At 69.3% G+C, this 17,970-nt stretch carries 12 protein-coding genes and 1 tRNA gene; 2 read left to right on the top strand and 11 right to left on the bottom strand.

All coding sequences use genetic code 11. The annotated features are described in order from the left end of the window. Window positions 1-119: 119 nt before the first annotated feature. Window positions 120-611 (bottom strand): Lrp/AsnC family transcriptional regulator, encoded by a 492-nt coding sequence (locus tag ACN8HC_RS19470; protein WP_490076495.1) that lies wholly within the window; start codon window positions 609-611, stop codon window positions 120-122. A gap of 102 nt (window positions 612-713) precedes the next feature. Between ACN8HC_RS19470 and ACN8HC_RS19465 the strand changes: the two genes are divergently transcribed. Then, a complete protein-coding gene (locus ACN8HC_RS19465) occupies window positions 714-1,892 on the top strand; it encodes a trans-sulfuration enzyme family protein (protein ID WP_490076494.1) in 1,179 nt (392 codons plus the stop codon). Window positions 1,893-2,184: 292 nt separating this feature from the next. Here ACN8HC_RS19465 and icmF read toward each other — a convergent pair whose 3' ends face one another. The 4 genes from icmF to ACN8HC_RS19445 form a co-directional block, all read right to left on the bottom strand. Beyond that, window positions 2,185-5,415, bottom strand: a complete 3,231-nt coding sequence (gene icmF / locus ACN8HC_RS19460) for a fused isobutyryl-CoA mutase/GTPase IcmF (RefSeq protein WP_490076493.1) — start codon at window positions 5,413-5,415, stop codon at window positions 2,185-2,187. 82 nt (window positions 5,416-5,497) lie between these two features. Then, complete coding sequence (gene selB, locus ACN8HC_RS19455) at window positions 5,498-7,285, bottom strand: selenocysteine-specific translation elongation factor (protein WP_490076497.1); 1,788 nt, start codon at window positions 7,283-7,285, stop codon at window positions 5,498-5,500. Between the two features lies 1 nt (window position 7,286). Then, the gene (gene selA, locus ACN8HC_RS19450) at window positions 7,287-8,588 is read right to left on the bottom strand and encodes an L-seryl-tRNA(Sec) selenium transferase (RefSeq protein ID WP_490076492.1); all 1,302 of its coding nucleotides are present in this window, start codon (window positions 8,586-8,588) and stop codon (window positions 7,287-7,289) included. 27 nt (window positions 8,589-8,615) lie between these two features. Then, a tRNA-Sec gene (locus ACN8HC_RS19445) sits at window positions 8,616-8,711 on the bottom strand. A gap of 38 nt (window positions 8,712-8,749) precedes the next feature. Between ACN8HC_RS19445 and selD the strand changes: the two genes are divergently transcribed. Next, window positions 8,750-9,739: a selenide, water dikinase SelD gene (gene selD / locus ACN8HC_RS19440; RefSeq protein WP_490076491.1), complete on the top strand. Its 990-nt coding sequence runs from the start codon at window positions 8,750-8,752 to the stop codon at window positions 9,737-9,739. 43 nt (window positions 9,740-9,782) lie between these two features. Here selD and nrfD read toward each other — a convergent pair whose 3' ends face one another. The 6 genes from nrfD to ACN8HC_RS19410 form a co-directional block, all read right to left on the bottom strand. After that, a complete protein-coding gene (nrfD, locus tag ACN8HC_RS19435) occupies window positions 9,783-10,973 on the bottom strand; it encodes an NrfD/PsrC family molybdoenzyme membrane anchor subunit (protein WP_490076490.1) in 1,191 nt (396 codons plus the stop codon). Further along, the gene (locus ACN8HC_RS19430; RefSeq protein WP_490076489.1) at window positions 10,970-12,034 is read right to left on the bottom strand and encodes a 4Fe-4S dicluster domain-containing protein; all 1,065 of its coding nucleotides are present in this window, start codon (window positions 12,032-12,034) and stop codon (window positions 10,970-10,972) included. The genes nrfD and ACN8HC_RS19430 overlap by 4 nt, the downstream gene beginning before the upstream one ends. Continuing rightward, on the bottom strand, window positions 12,018-15,278 hold the full coding sequence (gene fdh, locus ACN8HC_RS19425) for a formate dehydrogenase (protein WP_490076496.1): 3,261 nt from the start codon (window positions 15,276-15,278) through the stop codon (window positions 12,018-12,020). Before fdh ends, ACN8HC_RS19430 begins: the two co-directional genes overlap by 17 nt. A gap of 67 nt (window positions 15,279-15,345) precedes the next feature. Continuing rightward, window positions 15,346-15,957: a class I SAM-dependent methyltransferase gene (locus tag ACN8HC_RS19420; protein ID WP_490076488.1), complete on the bottom strand. Its 612-nt coding sequence runs from the start codon at window positions 15,955-15,957 to the stop codon at window positions 15,346-15,348. A 213-nt stretch (window positions 15,958-16,170) separates the two neighbouring features. Next, the gene (locus tag ACN8HC_RS19415; RefSeq protein WP_490076487.1) at window positions 16,171-17,223 is read right to left on the bottom strand and encodes an LLM class flavin-dependent oxidoreductase; all 1,053 of its coding nucleotides are present in this window, start codon (window positions 17,221-17,223) and stop codon (window positions 16,171-16,173) included. A 7-nt stretch (window positions 17,224-17,230) separates the two neighbouring features. Further along, window positions 17,231-17,970, bottom strand: a 740-nt coding sequence (locus ACN8HC_RS19410; protein ID WP_490076486.1) for an alpha-hydroxy-acid oxidizing protein, incomplete at its 5' end; no start/stop codon positions are given.

The following is a 17,970-nucleotide window of genomic DNA, read 5'->3' as shown; positions in this document are numbered from 1 at the left end:
TCGAGACAACTGTTCCAAGGTGGCCCGCTGACTGTCCGACATCGACAACGGTGGGGCTGCAGGTGCGCTCATGGAGCAAGGATATCGCGTATTCCACTAGTTATTTGCGGGACACACCACTAGTTAGCGGCGAAGATGCCCGCGCCCGGGTGCACGCTGAAGACCAGCTGCGTCTCGGTGTGCCGGACCCCCGGGTGGATGTTGATGTGCTCCAGGACCAGGTCGCGCAACTGTTCGGGATCCGTCACTGCGACGTGCAGCAGGTAGTCGTTCTCGCCGGCCACGTGAAAGACCGTCAGCACGCCGGGTATGGCGGTCAGTGTGTCGTGGAAGCGCAGCACGTGGTCGCGGTTGTGGCTCGCCAACTGGACCGCGATGACCGCCTGGATGGGACGGCCGAGCGCCGCGAGATCGAGCTGGGTGGTGAAACCGGTGATGACGCCGCGATCCCGCAACAGTTGCAGGCGTTTCGCGCAGGTGGACTCGGCGACACCGACCCGTCTCGCGAGCGCGGCGCCGGTGATCCGCGCGTTGGCTGCCAGCTCAGCAAGGATGGCGAGGTCGACCTCGTCGAGCCCAGCCGGTCGAGGATTCTTCGTCTCGGACGTCATCTGGGCACCGTACGTCATCGTATTTCGTCGGATATCGGACGTTCCGCGGCAGGATCTTCGCTCCCTCCGAGGCATCACCGAGGATTCTCGTAACCTCCCGCTATGACTCCGCGAGCGCTGCAGCTGGATTCGATCGCCACGCACGCCGGCCGGGACGGACTCGCCGCGCAGGGCGTGCACGTTCCGCCGATCGATCTGTCGACGACCAACCCGGTCCCTGACCTGGATGCCAGCGGACTGTCCTACGAGGTGATGGCAGGCGGCGGCCGCCCGGTGCCGGGCGGCGGCAATGTCTATGCGCGGCTGTGGAATCCGACGGTTGCCCGCTTCGAGGAGGGCCTCGCCGCGCTGGAGGGCACCGATGAGGCCGTCGCATTCTCATCGGGCATGGCGGCGATGACGGCCGTCATACTCGCAGCCAAGAGCGAGCACGCGGGCCGGCACGTCGTCGCGGTGCGGCCCCTGTACGGCGGCACCGATCACCTGCTCGGCTCGCCGCTGCTGGACGTGGAGACCACCTACTGCACACCGGAGGAGGTCCCTTCGGCGATCCGGCCCGACACCTGCCTGGTGGTGCTGGAGACGCCGGCGAACCCGACGCTGCAACTCGTCGACATCGCGGCGGTCACCGCTGCTGCAGGCTCCACGCCGGTGGTCGTCGACAACACCTTCGCGACGCCTGTCCTGCAGCACCCTGCTGCGCTGGGCGCCGCCCTCGTGCTGCACAGCGCGACGAAATTCATCGGTGGCCATGGCGATGCGATTGCCGGCGTGGTGGCGTGCGACACCGGCTGGGCTGAGGCACTGCGCCGGGTGCGGGCGATCACCGGCAGTCTGCTCCATCCGCTCGCCGGCTACCTGCTGCACCGCGGCTTGGCGACCTTGCCGCTGCGCGTTCGGGCCGGCCAGGATTCCGCGGACAAACTCGTCGGCTGGGCGAGCGACCACCCGGCGATCGCGGAGGTCTTCTATCCCGGCCTGCCCGAATGCGACCCGACCGGTCTCGTCGGCCGTCAGATGCGCGGTCCGGGAGCGATGTTCGCGCTGCGTCTCGCCGGCGGGTATGACGCGGCGGCCCACCTGGTCAGCTCGGTCCGGCTCTTCGAGCACGCCGTTTCACTCGGTGGCGTCACGTCGCTGATCTCGCACCCGGCATCGCTGACGCACCGACCGGTGCCCGCGGATGCCCGCCCGGATGCGGACGTCGTGCGGGTGTCGGTCGGACTCGAGGACGTCGAGGACCTGCGCGCCGACCTCGAGCAGGCTCTTACTTCCGCATGATCTCTCCCTCCGGCCCGCCGGAGCGCGCCCGATGCCCACACCCCNCCGCCCGGATGCGGACGTCGTGCGGGTGTCGGTCGGACTCGAGGACGTCGAGGACCTGCGCGCCGACCTCGAGCAGGCTCTTACTTCCGCATGATCTCTCCCTCCGGCCCGCCGGAGCGCGCCCGATGCCCACACCCCTTCGCCGAGAGGCTCACATACACCTCGACAGGCTCAGAAAATCGACGGTCGAACCCGTGATTTTCTGAGCCTCTCGGAGCGTTGCTGAGCCTCTCGGCGAAGGGGCGGGTCAGACGTTGCGGCGGTACTGGCCGCCCACCTCGAAGAATGCCTCGGTGATCTGGCCGAGCGAGCACACGCGGGCGGCGTCCATCAGCACCGCAAAGACGTTCTCACCCTGGGTGGCGGCCTCCCGCAGCCGGGCCAGCGCCTCCTGCGCCTCGTCGCGGTGCTGCTGCTGGAACGCCTGCACCCGGTGCAGCTGCGACTCCTTCTCCACCTCCGAAGCGCGCGCGAGCTCAACGGTTTTCGCCTCCTCACCCTCGTGCGGGTTGCGGAAGGTGTTGACACCGACGATCGGCAGCGAGCCGTCGTGCTTGCGGTGCTCGTAGAGCATCGACTCGTCCTGGATCTTGCCGCGCTGATAGCCGGTCTCCATCGCCCCGAGCACCCCACCGCGCTCGGAGATCCGGTCGAACTCCGTGAGCACCGCCTCTTCGACCAGGTCGGTCAGCTCGTCGATGATGAACGAACCCTGCAGGGGGTTCTCGTTGACCGCCAGGCCCCACTCACGGTTGATGATCAGCTGTATGGCGAGCGCACGCCGCACCGAATCCTCGGACGGTGTCGTGACCGCTTCGTCGAAAGCGTTGGTGTGCAACGAGTTGGCGTTGTCGTAGATCGCGATCAGCGCCTGCAGCGTCGTGCGGATGTCGTTGAACTGCATCTCCTGCGCGTGCAACGAGCGACCCGAGGTCTGCACGTGGTACTTCAGCTTCTGGCTGCGCTCGTTGGCGCCATACTTGTCCCGCATCGCGACCGCCCAGATGCGGCGGGCGACCCGGCCGATGACGGAGTACTCGGGGTCCATTCCGTTCGAGAAGAAGAACGACAGGTTCGGTGCGAAGTCGTCGATGTTCATCCCGCGCGCGAGGTATGCCTCGACGTAGGTGAAGCCGTTGGCGAGGGTGAATGCCAGCTGGCTGATCGGGTTCGCACCGGCCTCGGCGATGTGGTAGCCGCTGATCGACACCGAGTAGAAGTTGCGAACGGCGTTCTGGATGAACCATTCCTGGATGTCGGCCATCATCCGCAACGAGAACTCGGTGGAGAACAGGCAGGTGTTCTGGCCCTGGTCCTCCTTGAGGATGTCGGCCTGCACGGTGCCACGGACAGTGGCCAGCGCGCGGGCACGAACCTCGGCCGCCTCCTGCTCGCTCGGCTCGCGACCCTGCCCAGCCGCGAACTTCGCCAGCTCCTGGTCGATCACCGTGTTGAGGAAAAATGCCAGGATCGTCGGGGCCGGGCCGTTGATCGTCATCGACACGCTGGTCGATGGCGAGGTGAGGTCGAAGCCGTCATACAGCGCCTTCATGTCGTCCAAGGTGGCGACGGAAACGCCTGAGGTGCCCACCTTTCCGTAGATGTCGGGTCGCAGGTCGGGGTCACGCCCGTAGAGGGTCACCGAGTCGAACGCGGTCGACAAGCGGGTCGCCGGCTGCCCCTCGGAGAGCAGCTTGAAGCGGCGGTTGGTCCGGAAGGGATCGCCCTCGCCCGCGAACATCCGGGCGGGGTCCTCGTTGTCCCGCTTGAACGGGAAAACACCTGCGGTGTAGGGAAAGTAGCCGGGCAGGTTCTCGCGGCGCAAGAAGGACAGCAGCTCACCGTGATCCTGGTAGCGCGGCAGCGCGACACGACGAATCTTGTTGCCCGACAATGATTCCTTCGTCAGTGCGGTGTGGATCTCCTTGTCGCGGATCTTCACCACTTGCTCGTCGCCGCTGTAGGCCCCGACCACCTTCGGCCAGTCCTCCAGCACGCGGAGGACCGACGCGGGCAGATGCTGGCCGGCCTCGTCGATCAGCGTCTCCAACTCACTGGGAGCCTTGTCTCCCAATGCATCCCGGGCCGTCGTGAGGTGCTGGATGCGGCGCACCGCGTCGACATACGACACGGTGTCGGCGTGATAGCCGCGCACGATTTCGCCGATCTCGGCGAGATAGCGCACCCGCTGCGGCGGCACCACCTGGCGCAGCACCGACGAGTGGCGAACGGTGACCGGTGCGAGAGTGCCCTCGGCCAGCTCCAGTCCCTTGCCGCCCAACTGCGCGCGGAGCTCCTGGTAGAGCGCGGTGACACCGTCGTCGTTGAAGGTCGCGGCGGAGGTGCCGAAGACCGGCATGTCCTCGGGCTTCTTGCCGAACGCCTCACGGTTGCGGACCATCTGCCGCCCGACGTCACGCAATGCGTCCATCGCGCCGCGCCGCTCGAACTTGTTGATCGCCACCACGTCGGCGAAGTCCAGCATGTCGATCTTCTCCAGCTGGCTCTGCGCGCCGAACTCTGGTGTCATCACGTAGAGGTTGACGTCGGCGAAGTCGATGATCGCCGCGTCGCCCTGTCCGATGCCGGGCGTCTCCACGATGATCAGGTCGTATGCCGCCGCGCGCAGCACGGTCAGCACCTCCGACAGTTCCTCGGGGACTTCGCGACCGCCGCGAGTGGCGAGTGAGCGGAAGAAGATGCGTTCGCCGTCAAGCGAATTCATCCGGATGCGGTCCCCGAGCAGCGCACCGCCGCCACGGCGCCGCGTCGGGTCGATCGCCACGCAGGCGATGCGCAGCTTGTCCTGTTGGTCCATCCGAAAACGGCGCACCAGCTCGTCGGTCAGGCTCGACTTGCCCGAACCGCCGGTGCCCGTGATGCCGAGCACCGGGGTGTGGCCGTCGTTCGCCGCCGCGCGCAATTGCTCGAGCAACTCCGGCGCCAGCGCGCCCTGCTCGGCGCCGCTGATGGTGCGGGCGACCGCAGCGCGGTCCCCGGACATCACCGAGTGCGCGTCGGGTCGCGACACGTCATACACGTTGAAGTCGCAGTCCTTGACGACCTGGTTGATCATCCCGACGAGCCCGAGTCGCTGTCCGTCCTCCGGGCTGAAGATCGTGACGCCGGACTGGCGCAGCCGCGCGATCTCCTCCGGCACGATGACGCCGCCACCGCCACCGACCACACGGATGTGCTCGGCGCCGGCGTCACGCAGCAACTGCACGAGGTATTCGAAGTATTCGACGTGGCCGCCCTGGTAGGAGCTGACCGCGATCCCCTGCGCATCCTCCTCGATCGCCGCGTCGACGACCTCCTGCACGCTGCGGTTGTGCCCGAGGTGGATCACCTCCGCGCCCTGGCTCTGCATGATGCGTCGCATGATGTTGATCGACGCGTCATGCCCGTCGAACAGGCTGGAGGCGCTGACGATGCGGACCGGGTTGACGGGGACGTGAAGCGCGGGCGTGTCGGACATGGGTTCTCCACTCTGGTCGATACGCGGTCAATACTAGGACGTCCAACTATTGGGGTCCAATCGCGCGGCCGCCCGGCTCAGCTCACCGCACCACGACGCGATGACTCGGGTCCACCCGTCGCGTCCAACCCCGCCGGTCCAGGTGCTCGAGCAGCGGTATGGCGACTCGGCGTGTCGTGCGCAGCGCCTCGCGCGCCTCGCTCGTGGTGAACGGCCCCGGCATGCGCGAGAGCGCGCGCATGGCCAGAGCAGGCGCGGTGGGCAGGAGCACGATGCCGTCACCGAACCGCACCAGCCGGCCGGCGCGCTCGGCGGCAGCGAGCTCACGCCGGTCGAGCCCGAGCTCCGCCAGCTCGTCCGCTTCGGGTGCCGCGAACGGATCCGCCGCGAGTCTTGCCTCCAGGACCGCGACGGCTGCGCCGGCCGGGCCGAGGTCTGCCTCCTCACCGGGCAACGTCACCACGGAGTTGCGGATCACCAGCTCGGCGTGCTGCACGACCTCGTCGAGCAGCGACGCGTCCGGCACGGCGATCGCGTCGCTCGCTGCCTTTCGAGACAGACCGGCCGACAAGGGGTTTCGCGCCCGGTCCGCGTCGACCGCCGCACGCAGCTCGGCTGCCCAGCCGATGAGCGCCTCCTCGTCGATCCACCAATCGCTCTCGGCGCGAACGCCATCCGGCGGATCGGCCGGCAGCGCAATACCCAGCCGCTCGAGGTGCGCGCCCCGCACAGCACCCCGACGGGCCACTTCGGTCCGGACATCGCCTGCGGGATCGGCGGCGGCGAGCTGGGCGGCCCGCCGGCGGCCGTCCCCGCGCCGCCGGAGCGGAGGCGGGTCGACATCCAGCACCTGAGCGCCGCCGGCGATGCGTTGGTTCCCGTCCTCGCGCACGATGATCCGGTCCCCGGTCGTCAAGGGCAACGGGTACGACAGGGTGATCCGACCGGTCTCCGCGTCGAACGGACGGAGCCGAGCGTGAACCGCCGCGGTGCCGAGGTGGACGGTCACCCCGGCTGCCATCTCGTCCAATCGCTGGCCGGTCGATCTCCGCACGTCGGCGACGTCGGTCAACTGCCACGCGTCAGGCGTCAGCAGCACGTCGCCCCGGTGGATCTGGTCTGCGCCGGGTGACCGCAGGTTGAGCGCCACCCGGTTGACCGGGCCGGCGCTCTCGACGGGTGATCCGTGCTCCTGAACGCCGCGGATCGTCACGGCGCGCTGCCCGCGTGCACCGGACAGCAGCAACCGATCGCCGGCGCGCAGCGTCCCGGCGGATAGCGTGCCGGTGACGACCGTGCCGGCGCCCTTGATGCTGAACGCGCGGTCGATCCAGAAGCGAATTCTGCTGTCGGCAGCCGGTTTCGGCACAGCGGCCAGCACCTGGTCGAGTTGTAAGAGGAGGTCCTCGAGGCCGGCCCCCGTGACCGCGGAGACCGGCACGACCGGCGCGTTCCGAAGTCCGGTCGCCGCCAGCTCAGCACGGATTTGAGCAGTCACCTCCGGAACCCGGTCCGGCGCCAGGTCGGTGCGGCTGACGACGATCAGGCCGTGCTCGATGCCCAGTGCCGCGATCGCGTCCCGGTGATCGCTCGACTGCTGCCGCCAGCCCTCGTCGGCGGCGACGACGATGCAGACCACCGGTGCTGGACCGATCCCGGCCAGCATGTTGCCCAGGAACCGCTCGTGTCCCGGCACATCGACGAACGCGACCTCGTTGCCGGACGGCGTTGCGGTCCATGCGAATCCGAGGTCGATGGTCAGCCCGCGCCGCTTCTCCTCGTCCCACCGGTCGGGCTCGATCCCGGTGAGAGCCCGTACGAGCGTGCTCTTGCCGTGGTCGACGTGGCCGGCGGTCGCGACGACATACATCTCAGCTGTCCAACGCCGCACGAACGGCCGCAGTGAGCCGCTCGTCGTCGGCCTCCGGCACACAGCGCAGGTCGAGCAGGCACCAGCCACCATGCACGCGCGGCAGCACCGCCGGATCACCGAGTCGCAGTGCCAGTGCGACCTTTTCGGGCAAACGGACCGCCCAGCCGGGAAGTGGGACACCTGGCGCTCCCCCGCCGCCCACCCGGCCGTCGTGCGGCACGACGGCTCCGCCGGTGGCCGATGCGAGCGCCTCGGCACGCTGCTTGAGTCGGGCGGGATCGGCGTGCAGCGCGAGGTACGACGGGGTGTCCGGTCCGGCCAACGTTGCCTCGAGCGCGGCGAGCGCGAGCTTGTCGGCGCGCACCGCGCGGGCGAGGGGGTGCTTCGCCATACGGCCGAGAATCGCGTTGCGGCCCAGCACGATTCCCGCCTGCGGTCCGCCGAGCAACTTGTCGCCGCTGGCGGTGATGACGTCCGCTCCGGCGGTGAGCGCGGTGTGCGCGTCGGGCTCGTCGGGAATGGCCGGATCAGGGGCGAGCAAGCCGCTGCCCAGATCGACGACGAGCGGCACGTCGTGCTGCATGGTCAGCGCGTGCAGATCGGGGATCGACGCGGCGGCCGTGAACCCGTCGACGCGGAAATTGCTCGGATGGACCTTGAGGACGGCTCCGGTGTCAGGGCCAATGGCGTCGGCGTAGTCGCGTAGGTGCGTCCGGTTGGTGGTGCCGACCTCGCGCAGTTGCGCACCGGTCGACTCGATCAGGTCGGGAAGGCGGAAGCCGGCGCCGATCTCGATGAGTTCGCCTCTGCTGACGATGATTTCCCGTCCTTGCGCGAGCGCCGTGGTGGCGAGCACGAGGGCGGCGGCACCGTTGTTGACAACCAGTGCCTCCTCTGCGGCGGGGCAGCGGGCCAGCAGGGCGGCCCGGGCTGCGAGACCGCGTGTGGAGCGTGTGCCGGTCGCCAGGTCGAGTTCGACGTCGACATACCGGGCCGCGACCTGCAATGCCTCGATGGCGGCGCGCGACAGGGGTGCTCGTCCGAGGTTGGTGTGTATGACGACGCCCGTCGCGTTGAGCACCGGGCGCAGCTGCGTCGGACGGCCGGCGGCGAGCGACTCGGCGAGGACGTCGGCCACCCGCTCCGGTGCGATGTCGCCGGCGCGGGCCCGGTCCTGTGCCGCGGTGACCAGGCGCCGGACGGTCGCGGTGCCCAGCCGCTCCGCCGCCGCGGCGACGGCGGGCGAGCTGAGCAGGGTGTCGGTGCGCGGGATGCGGCTGCGCGGGTCCTGCGACGACATCGGCACCTCCGGACACGACATACGAAGTGGCGGAGACGGACGGGAATCGAACCCGCCAGACCGAGATGCTCGGCCTCACCGGTTTTGAAGACCGGGGGGCCCACCAGGAACCCTGACGCCTCCAGGCGCCAACTTACCGGGGCGCGTCTACTCTCGATCACATGACCGGGACCGAGGCGCTGCGACTGACCGACTTAGCGCACGGCGGAGGCTGCGCGTGCAAGATCCCGGCGGGCGAGCTCGAGGACGCGGTCCGCGATCTCGTCGGACAGGCGGGCCCCGACGTGCTGGTCGGACTGGACGACGGCGACGACGCCGCGGCGGTGCGGGTGCGCGACGATCTCGCGGTGCTCTCGACCGCCGACTTCTTCACGCCCGTCGTCAACGACGCCTACGACTGGGGGCGGATCGCCGCCGCCAATGCCCTGTCGGACATCTACGCGATGGGCGGCCGCCCGGTGGTCGCGATCAACCTGGTCGGCTGGCCCCGCGGCGTGCTGCCGATGGAGCTGATGACGGAGGTCCTGCGCGGCGGACTCGATGTCGGCCGGCAGGCGGGCTGCCCGGTGATCGGTGGGCACACGATCGACGACCCGGAGCCGAAGTACGGTATGGCGGTCACGGGCATCGCCGATCCGAACCGGTTGCTGCGCAATGATTCTGCGGTTGCCGGTATGCCGCTGACGCTCACCAAGCCGATCGGCGTCGGGCTGCTGAACAACCGGCACAAGCAGACCGGCGAAGTGTTCGACGCGGCGATCGCGGTGATGACCACGCTGAACGACGTGGCCGCGCGTGATGCCCTGGCGGCCGGGGTGTCGGCCGCGACGGACGTGACCGGCTTCGGCCTGCTCGGGCATCTGCACAAGCTCTTGCGCGCGTCCGGGATCGGTGCGGTGCTCGACCGATCGGCGGTGCCGGCCGTCGACGGCGCCCCGGAGGCGCTGCGCGACGGCTTCGTGTCCGGCGGCACCCGCCGCAACCTGGACTGGGTGCGGCCGCACCTGCAGGTTGGTCCGGGCATCGGCGAGGACGACCTGCTCTTCCTCGCCGACGCGCAGACCTCCGGAGGGCTGCTGATCGTGGGCGAGGTGCCGGGCTATCCGGTCATCGGGCACACCGTCGCCGGCTCCGGCATACAACTCCGCTGACCGCGAACCCACCACACGACAGGCTCAGAAAATCTCGAGAGGCTCACATCTGACGGCCAGATTTGCCGATTTTTCTGAGCCTGTCGGACCCGTTCTGAGCCTCTCGGCAGGGGTCAGCGGGACGCTCCGGGGGAGGCGCTGCGGCGGGCACCGTCGTGATGGAGTCGTCGGTGATGCCGGCGGCGCGGCGCTCGGCGAGGCGGCGGCGTTGCGGCTCGACGGTGTAGCGCGGGTCCTTCGCCGAGTTGATGCCCGCCTGCAGCACGCCGAAGCGCGTGCAGACCGACGCGCCGAGCAGGGCCGCACCGGACACCGCCGCGGCGACGCGATTGCGGCCGAGCAGCAACGCGCCGAGGCCGCCGGCAATCGCCAGCCGCTCGCTCCAGCGCAGCAGCGCACCAGGCCGGCCCTCGTGCAGCGGTTCGGCGGCGACCGGGTCCATCCGGCCTTCCATGTAGCGCGTCGCGATCAGGTCACCGGCGACACCCATCACGGCGAGCACCCGGGCCGGGCCGGTCTCGCGGGTCGGGGTCGTCACCATCGCCAGACCGCCGGCGGCGAGCGACGCGGAGCTGGCGAAGACGAACGGCAGGTCGCGGTGCGCGGCGTTCCACGTGGGATTGGCAGTGTCCGAGAGCAGCACCGCGGTGTAGACCGCGAGCGGCGCGCCGAACGCCGCACCCGCAATGCCCGCGGCCGGCTCCACCGTCGTCAGCGCACGGCGCAGGGGCCCGAGCGGCAGCCGGCCCCCGGTGATCCGGTCGACCTCGGCCGCGGCGGCGAGCCCCATGCCACTGCTGTATGCCGTGAGGATCCACGATCCGAGGCTCATCGGCGAGGTCAGCTTGATGGTCCGCAGCATGTTGTAGAAGCGGTCCGGCCGTCCGAGATCCTTGACCAGTGCTCCCGAGCCGAGTCCGATCGCGACCATCGCGCCCACACGGGCGTTGCGGCACAACAACTTCCGGCCGGTCAGTTGCGCGCCGTAGGCCAGCAGACCCGACCCGCCGGCGACCCCGCCGAGGAAGAGGTATGCCCCGATCTCCGGCCCCCACGGCGGCGGCTTGACGATGTTGTGGCCGTAGTAGGACGTGAACTCCACGTCGGGCACCATCAGCATCTCGGCGGACCCGTCGGTGCGTCCGGCGCGCTTCGTGCGCCGCAGCTTGCCGAACCGCCGGCCCTTGCGCTCGGGCTCCGGCGGACGGAACTGGTCGAAATCGGAAACCGTCACCGGCCGCCCCCGACGAACGCCAAGGCGGCAGCGGCCAGCATGCCGACGGCCGCGAGCCCCGCACGCTTGAACATGACCGGCAGATCGGCCGTCGGCACGCGCGGGTCGGGCGGCAGCCCGTAGACCTCGGGCTCGTCGAGCAGCAGGAACATCGCTCCGGTGCCGCCGACGCCGTCCAGCTCGTTGGCGCCATACAGCCGAGCCTCGGTGAGGCCTTCCTCGTGCAGCTGGTTGACCCGACCCCGAGCGGCGGCAAGCAGATCGGCGTGATCGCCGAACTTGATCGACGTCGTCGGGCAGGTCTTGGCACAGGACGGTGTCTCGTCGTCGACCAGCCGGTCGTAGCACAGGGTGCACTTCTGCGCGATGCCGCGCTTGGGCACGTCGGGCTGCTCACCCTTGCGCTCGCCCCGGCGGGTGGTCGGCGCCGCGGTGCCGTCGCTGCGGCGCTCGATCACCCCGAACGGGCAGCCCGCGACGCAGGTGCCGCAGCCGTTGCACACGTCGTCCTGCACGACCACGGTGCCGAACTCGGTGCGGAACAGCGCTCCCGTCGGACACACGTCGAGACATCCGGCGTGCGTGCAGTGTTTGCAGACGTCCGACGCCATCAGCCACCGGAACTCGGGGGTGTCCGGCGGCGTCGTGTCAGCTGGTCTCGATACACCTCCCCCGCTGCGCTCCTCCAGCACTCGACCGGCATCGGAGCGCACCGTCGGCATGCCGAGATCGACCAGCTGACGCCCGGATTCGCGTGCCTGCTCGATGCGGTCGCGAGTCTGCTCGATGAACGCGACGTGTCGCCACGTGCTCGCGCCGAGCGCCTGGGTGTTGTCGTAGGACCATCCGGTGAGCTCGAGGTCGCCGTCGCGCGGGTTGCGGTTCCACTCCTTGCACGCCACCTCACACGCCTTGCAGCCGATGCAGATCGAGGTGTCGGTGAAGAAGCCCTTGCGCGGCCCGTGCGTCGTCCAGTGCGCGTCGGCCGCCGGGTCGGTCGGGCCGGAGAACTGGTGCGAGGCGTATGCCGAAACCGACTGATCCTCAACGCTGCTGACCATCGAGGCCCTCCTCGCTCGGGTCGCTGATCCGCTGATTGTCGGTCTGCACCGTCACCCCTGCGCGTTCGTTGTATGACGCCAGCAGCGCGTCCGCGGCCGCGCCTCGCGGACGGCGACCGGCGATCACGTCGCACGACCCGACCTTCGACTCCTGGATCTGCACGTTGGGGTCCAGCGTGACACCGATCAGGTCGTTTGCGGAATCCCCAGTGACGACAGCCTCGTCGCCGACACCCCAGTGATAGGGCAGCCCGACCTGGTGCACCTCCCGACCACCGATCGTGAGTGGCTTCATCCGGTCGGTGACGAGCACCCGCGCCTCGATGACGGCACGCGGCGACACGATCGTCGCCCAGCCCTCGTTGACCAGGCCGCGCTCGGCCGCCAGCTGCGGCGACACCTCGCAGAACATCTCCGGCTGCAGCTCCGAGAGGTAGGGCAGCCAGCGACTCATGCCGCCGGCGGTGTGGTGCTCGGTCAGCCGGTAGGTGGTGAAGACGAACGGATAGGTCTCCACGCCCGGGTCGCCGGCACTCGGCGCTCCGAGGTTGTCCGCACGGGGGAAGATCAGCCGGGCGGGGTTCCGCTGCTGCGGGTAGAGCCGGTTGCGGACCGGCGACTCCTGCGGCTCGTAATGGGTCGGGAGCGGCCCGTCCACGAGGCCTTTCGGCGTGAAGAGCCAGCCCTTGCCGTCGGATTGCATGATGAACGGGTCGTCGCCGGTCAGCGCCGCCGGACCGCCGAGCGAGGGGTCCGGGCGACTGTGCGGCGCCCGGTCGAGCGGGAAGTCGGGCACGTCGTCGCCGACCCACTTCTGCTCGGCGTCGTCCCACCAGATGTACTTCTTCCGGTCGCTCCAGGGCTTGCCGTCCGGGTCCGCGGAGGCGCGGTTGTAGAGGATCCGCCGGTCCGCGGGCCACGCCCAACCCCACTGTGACTGGCTCACCCCTGGTCCGCCCTGTGGTGTCCGGCGCGCCGCCATGTTCGTGTTGTCGGCGAAGACACCCGTGTAGATCCAGCATCCCGACGACGTCGAGCCGTCAGCAGCGAGTTCGGTGTAACTGGAGAGCAATTCGCGCTCACCGGAGTCGGTCGTGCGATAACCGTTGATCTCGCGGAGCACCGACTCGGGGTCCGGGTTGCCCTCGTCGTCGAGCGGGTAGTCCCACGTCAGGTCGAGCAGCGGCCGATCGCGGTCGTCACCGGAGTCGGCGACCAGCGCCCGGATCCGCCGGCCGAGATCGAAGAAGAAGTCCAGATCGCTCTGGCACTGGCCCGGCGGCTGGATCGCCTGGTGCCGCCACTGCAGCATCCGCTGGGTCTGGGTGAAGGAGCCGGCCTTCTCGACATGGGAGGCCGCCGGCATGAAGAAGACCTCGGTCTCGATGTCCTCGGTGCGCACTTCCCCGGACTGCACCTCCGGGGAATCCTTCCACCAGGTGGCGCTCTCGATCAGGCTGAGATCGCGCACGACCATCCACTTCAGGTGGCGCATGCCCTCGCGCTGCAGCCGGCCGTTGGCCGAGCCGACGGCGGGGTTCTGACCGAGCACGAAGTAGCCCTCGACCTCGTCGGCCAGCATGCTCATCGCCGTCTCGTAGGTGCCGTGCGCGCCCGTCATACGCGGCAGTCTGTTGAAGTACCAGTCGTTCTCCGCGGTCGCGGCGTCGCCGAAGTAGGCCTTCATCAGGCTGACGAAGTAGGTGTCGCAGTTGGCCCAGAAGCCCTTCTGCTCCTTGGTGCCGATCGACGTCAGGTAGTCCTGCAGGTTGTCGTGCTGGCCGGCCATCGGCATCGGTAGGTAGCCGGGCAACAGGTTGAAAAGCGTTGGTATGTCGGTGGATCCCTGAATGCTGGCGTGTCCGCGCAACGCCATGATGCCGCCACCCGGCCGGCCCACGTTGCCGAGCAGCAGCTGCAGCACCGCGGCGGTGCGGATGAACTGCGCACCGAGCGTGTGCTGGGTCCAGCCGGTCGCATAGGCGAAACAGGTCGTGCGGTCCCGGCCCGAGTTCTCCGTCACGGCACGGGCGAGGTAGTCGAAGTCCTCGGCCGGGATGCCGCACACCTCCTGCACCAGCTCCGGCGTGTAGCGCGAATAGTGCCGTTTGACGATCTGGAAGACGGTGCGCGGGTCCTGCAGCGTCTCGTCGCGCTCGGTGCCGGCGTGCCGCATCGGCGGACCGCCGCTGCCGTAGGTGTCCCCGGGCGCCCCGTCGGGGTGCGCCTGCTGCTCCTCGGGGTGGGCGCTGTCGTAACCCCAGGACGACGGGTCGTATTTGCCGGTCTCGGGGTCGAATCCGGAGAAGAGTCCGCCCAGGTCCTCGGTGTCCCGGAAGTCCTCGCCGACGAGGGTGGCCGCATTGGTGTAGGCGACGACGTATTCCTTGAACCACTTGTCGTGCGTGATGACGTAGTTGATCAGCGCGCCGAGCAGCGCGACGTCGGAGCCGGCCCGGATCGCGATGTGCTTGTCAGCGACCGCCGACGTGCGGGTGAAGCGCGGATCGACGTGAATCACCTTGGCGCCGCGGGCCTTCGCCTCCGAAACCCACTGGAAGCCGACGGGGTGCGCTTCGGCCATGTTGCCGCCCTGCAGCACGATGCAGTCGGCATTGGCCATGTCCTGGAGCGTTTGGGTGGCGCCGCCGCGCCCGAAGGAGGATCCCAGACTGGGAACCGTGGCGGAGTGTCAAATACGCGCCTGGTTCTCGATCTGGATGGCACCCGCGGCGGTGAAGAGCTTCTTGATCAGGTAGTTCTCTTCGTTGTCGAGCGTCGCACCGCCGAGCGAGGCAATCCCCATGGTGCGCCGCAGGATCCGGCCCTCGTCGTCGCGTTCCTGCCAGGTGTTGCGCCGGCTGCGGACGAACCGCTCGGCGATCATCCGGATCGCGGTGTCCCTGTCCAGCCGCTGCCACTCGGTCGCGCGCGGTGCGCGATAGAGCACGTCATACTGCCGACCCGGTGCGTTGACGAGTTGCTCGCTCGCCGAGCCCTTGGGGCACAAGCGTCCGCGGGAGACCGGCGAATCCGGATCGCCCTCGATCTGGACGACCTTCTCGTCCTTGACATAGATGCGCTGGCCACAGCCGACCGCGCAATAGGGGCAGACGCTCTGCACCACACGGTCGGCGGTCGCCGTGCGTGGCTGGACGGTGCGGGTCTTCTCCGACTCCACGGCGGGTCCCCGGCCGAGGTAGTCCCCGGACCGGAACTGCCGCACGACCGGCCACTCGAGCATGCTCCACCGACCCACGCGACCACCCTAGCGCCGCACGCCGCCCGATTTCGAGGAACGCACCGCCCAGTCAGCGATCGGCGATGCCTTCGAACGTGTATCCCTGCGACTTCAGGCCCTTGGTGTAGTAAGTGTCCAGCTGCGCCAGGGTGAACCCGGCACCGGTGATCAACTCGTCGATCGGCCGGTTGAGGTGGCAACCCCCGGCGACGCGCTGCTGCAACGGCGTGAGCCGGTCCTGCCACTGCGCCACCCGCTGGTCCGGAGAACGCCCGTGCTCCGCGAAGTGCAGCGAACCCCCGGGGCGGAGCACGCGACGGATCTCGGCCAGCGCGAGGTCGACGTGGGGGATCGTGCACAACGTCCAGGTGACGAGGGCGCGGTCCACGGACGCGTCGTCCAGCGGCAGCCGTTGCCCGTCCAGCCCCACAAACTCCACGGGTATGGCGACGGCCGCGACTCGCCTGGCCGCCAGCGCACGACCGACCGCGGCCGGATCGACTGCGAGCACGCGGGTGACCGCCGGCGGGTAGTGCGGCACGTTCAGGCCGGATCCGAAGCCGACCTCGAGGACCTCCCCGGCGAGCCGCCCGGCGACGCGGGACCGGATCTCGGCCAGCTCACGGTCGCGCATCACCAGGTCGATGAGGCGCGGGAGGACCTGGTCACCATAGAAGCTCATGCCGACTCCCTCCTGCGTCGGGAGTCGGCATTCGCCCTGTACCTTTTTGATCGCTCGCTGCGCTCCCTCATGCCGACTCCCTGTTTGATCGCTCGCTGCGCTCGCTCATGCGGCCAGTATGGTTGCGCGGCCGCCTTCCGTGCTCCAGGAGCTGCCATGCTCACCCGCATGAGCGACGTCCAGGACGTCCGCCGGCTCGGCGTCGAGACCCGGTCAGCCCCGCGGGTCGTCTCCGGTGACCGGGCCGTCGCTGTTGGGCCGCCAGCCGAGCGCGGGCGCGACGTGGTCGGCGAAGGCCCGGAGCACGTGCAGGTTGTAGTCGACGCCGAGCTGGTTCGGGACCGTGAGCATGACGGTGTCCGCCGCCGTCACCGCCGGGTCGTCCCGCAGCTGCTCGATCAGCCGGTCGGGGACGTCGGCATACGTCTTGCCGAACGTGGAGCGGTAGCCGTCGATGATGCCGACCTGGTCGCCGTCGCCGGCGCCACCGAAGTATGCCGCGTCCCGCTCGTCGACGATCGGGAAGACGCTGCGGGACACCGAGACCCGCGGTTTTCCGGTATGCCCGGCCGCGACATACGCCGCCCGGAAGCGGTCGATCTGCTCCCGCTGCAACTCCGCGAACGACGCGCCGTTCGCCTCCGTCAACAAGGTCGAGGACATCAGGTTCAGGCCGAGTCGGCCCACCCACTCAGCGGTTTCGCGGTTGCCGGATCCCCACCAGATCCGGTCGCGCAACCCTGCCGACCGGGGCTCGATGCGCAGCCGGGTGCCCGGCATCGCACGCTGCGGGTCCGCGTCCACCATGCCCTCGCCGTCGATCGCCTCGAGGAAGGTGGCGAACTTGCTCCGGGCCAGGTCGGCCCCGCGAGGATCCTGCGCGCCGGTGTAGCCGAACGCCTCGTAGCCACGCTGCGCCGTCTCGGGTGACCCCCGGGAGATGCCGATCGCGACCCGCTGGTCGCTGAGCAGGTCGAGCGCGGCGAGCTCCTCGGCGAGCTGCAGCGGGTTCTCGTAACGCATGTCGATGACGCCGGTGCCGACCTCGATGCGGCGGGTGCGGGCGGCGATCGCCGACAGCAGTGGGACCGGGGAGGAGAACTGCCGCTCGAAGTGGTGCACCCGGAAGTAGGCGCCGTTGACGCCGGTCTCGTCCGCGGCCACGGCCAGCTCCAGGGCCTGCCGGAGGGCGCTGGCCGCGTCCGGCGTCTGCGACCCCGGCACGCGTCCGTAGTGACCGAAACTGAGGAACCCGAATGCTTTCATGGAATTTTCAACAACCTCGTGGTCGTCGGTGTTCCAGGCAGTCGCGACGTAGCTGCTCGATCGATGCGACGCCGGAAAGCGCCATGCTCAGGTCGAGTTCGGCGAGCAGGTGCTCCATCACCGCCTGCGCTCCGGTCGCGCCGCCGAGTGCCAGCCCGTAGAGCCAGGGGCGCCCGACGAGCACCGCCGACGCACCCAGCGCGAGGGCCTTGAAGACGTCGGAGCCGGTGCGGATGCCGCTGTCGAACAGGATGGGCACCCGGTCGCCGACCTCGGGTGCGATGGCGGCGAGTGCGTCGAGCGACGCGATCGCTCCGTCCACCTGCCGGCCGCCGTGATTGGAGACGATCATGCCGTCGACACCGTGGTCGATCGCGGCGCGGGCGTCGCCGACCGACTGGACTCCTTTGACCACCAGCGGAAGCCGGGTCCAGTCGCGCAATTTCGCCAGGTCGTCCCAGGTGAGCGCCGGACACGGGAAGACGTCGAGGAACGTCTCGACCGCGGCTCGCGGCAACGGCGAGCGCAGATTGTCGTGGAGGGTGCCGGGGTGGTGCCGGGCGATGGAGACCAGAGTGCGTATGGCGGCAAGGGTCGGGCGTTGGCTGCTCGGCGTCCCTTGGTCTCGATACGCATAGATGATGATCGTGTGCTGGGCAAGGGTGACTCTTCGATACGCCGACGTCCCTGGTGTTGTGGGGCTGTCTTCCAGGAGATCGGTCCTCTTGCCCAGCATGCGCGTGCCGG

It is taken from the genome of Flexivirga sp. YIM B11880, assembly GCF_058148645.1.
This window is presented reverse-complemented; position numbering and strand designations above follow the sequence as displayed.

Bases quoted from the DNA above. Each gene is read 5' to 3' on its own strand.
- icmF (WP_490076493.1), bottom strand. From the start codon at position 5,415: ATGTCCGACACGCCCGCGCTTCACGTCCCCGTCAACCCGGTCCGCATC.
- selD (WP_490076491.1), top strand. From the start codon at position 8,750: ATGACCGGGACCGAGGCGCTGCGACTGACCGACTTAGCGCACGGCGGA.
- selB (WP_490076497.1), bottom strand. From the start codon at position 7,285: ATGTATGTCGTCGCGACCGCCGGCCACGTCGACCACGGCAAGAGCACG.
- selA (WP_490076492.1), bottom strand. From the start codon at position 8,588: ATGTCGTCGCAGGACCCGCGCAGCCGCATCCCGCGCACCGACACCCTG.
- ACN8HC_RS19470 (WP_490076495.1), bottom strand. From the start codon at position 611: ATGACGTCCGAGACGAAGAATCCTCGACCGGCTGGGCTCGACGAGGTC.
- ACN8HC_RS19415 (WP_490076487.1), bottom strand. From the start codon at position 17,223: ATGAAAGCATTCGGGTTCCTCAGTTTCGGTCACTACGGACGCGTGCCG.
- ACN8HC_RS19420 (WP_490076488.1), bottom strand. From the start codon at position 15,957: ATGAGCTTCTATGGTGACCAGGTCCTCCCGCGCCTCATCGACCTGGTG.
- ACN8HC_RS19465 (WP_490076494.1), top strand. From the start codon at position 714: ATGACTCCGCGAGCGCTGCAGCTGGATTCGATCGCCACGCACGCCGGC.
- ACN8HC_RS19430 (WP_490076489.1), bottom strand. From the start codon at position 12,034: ATGGTCAGCAGCGTTGAGGATCAGTCGGTTTCGGCATACGCCTCGCAC.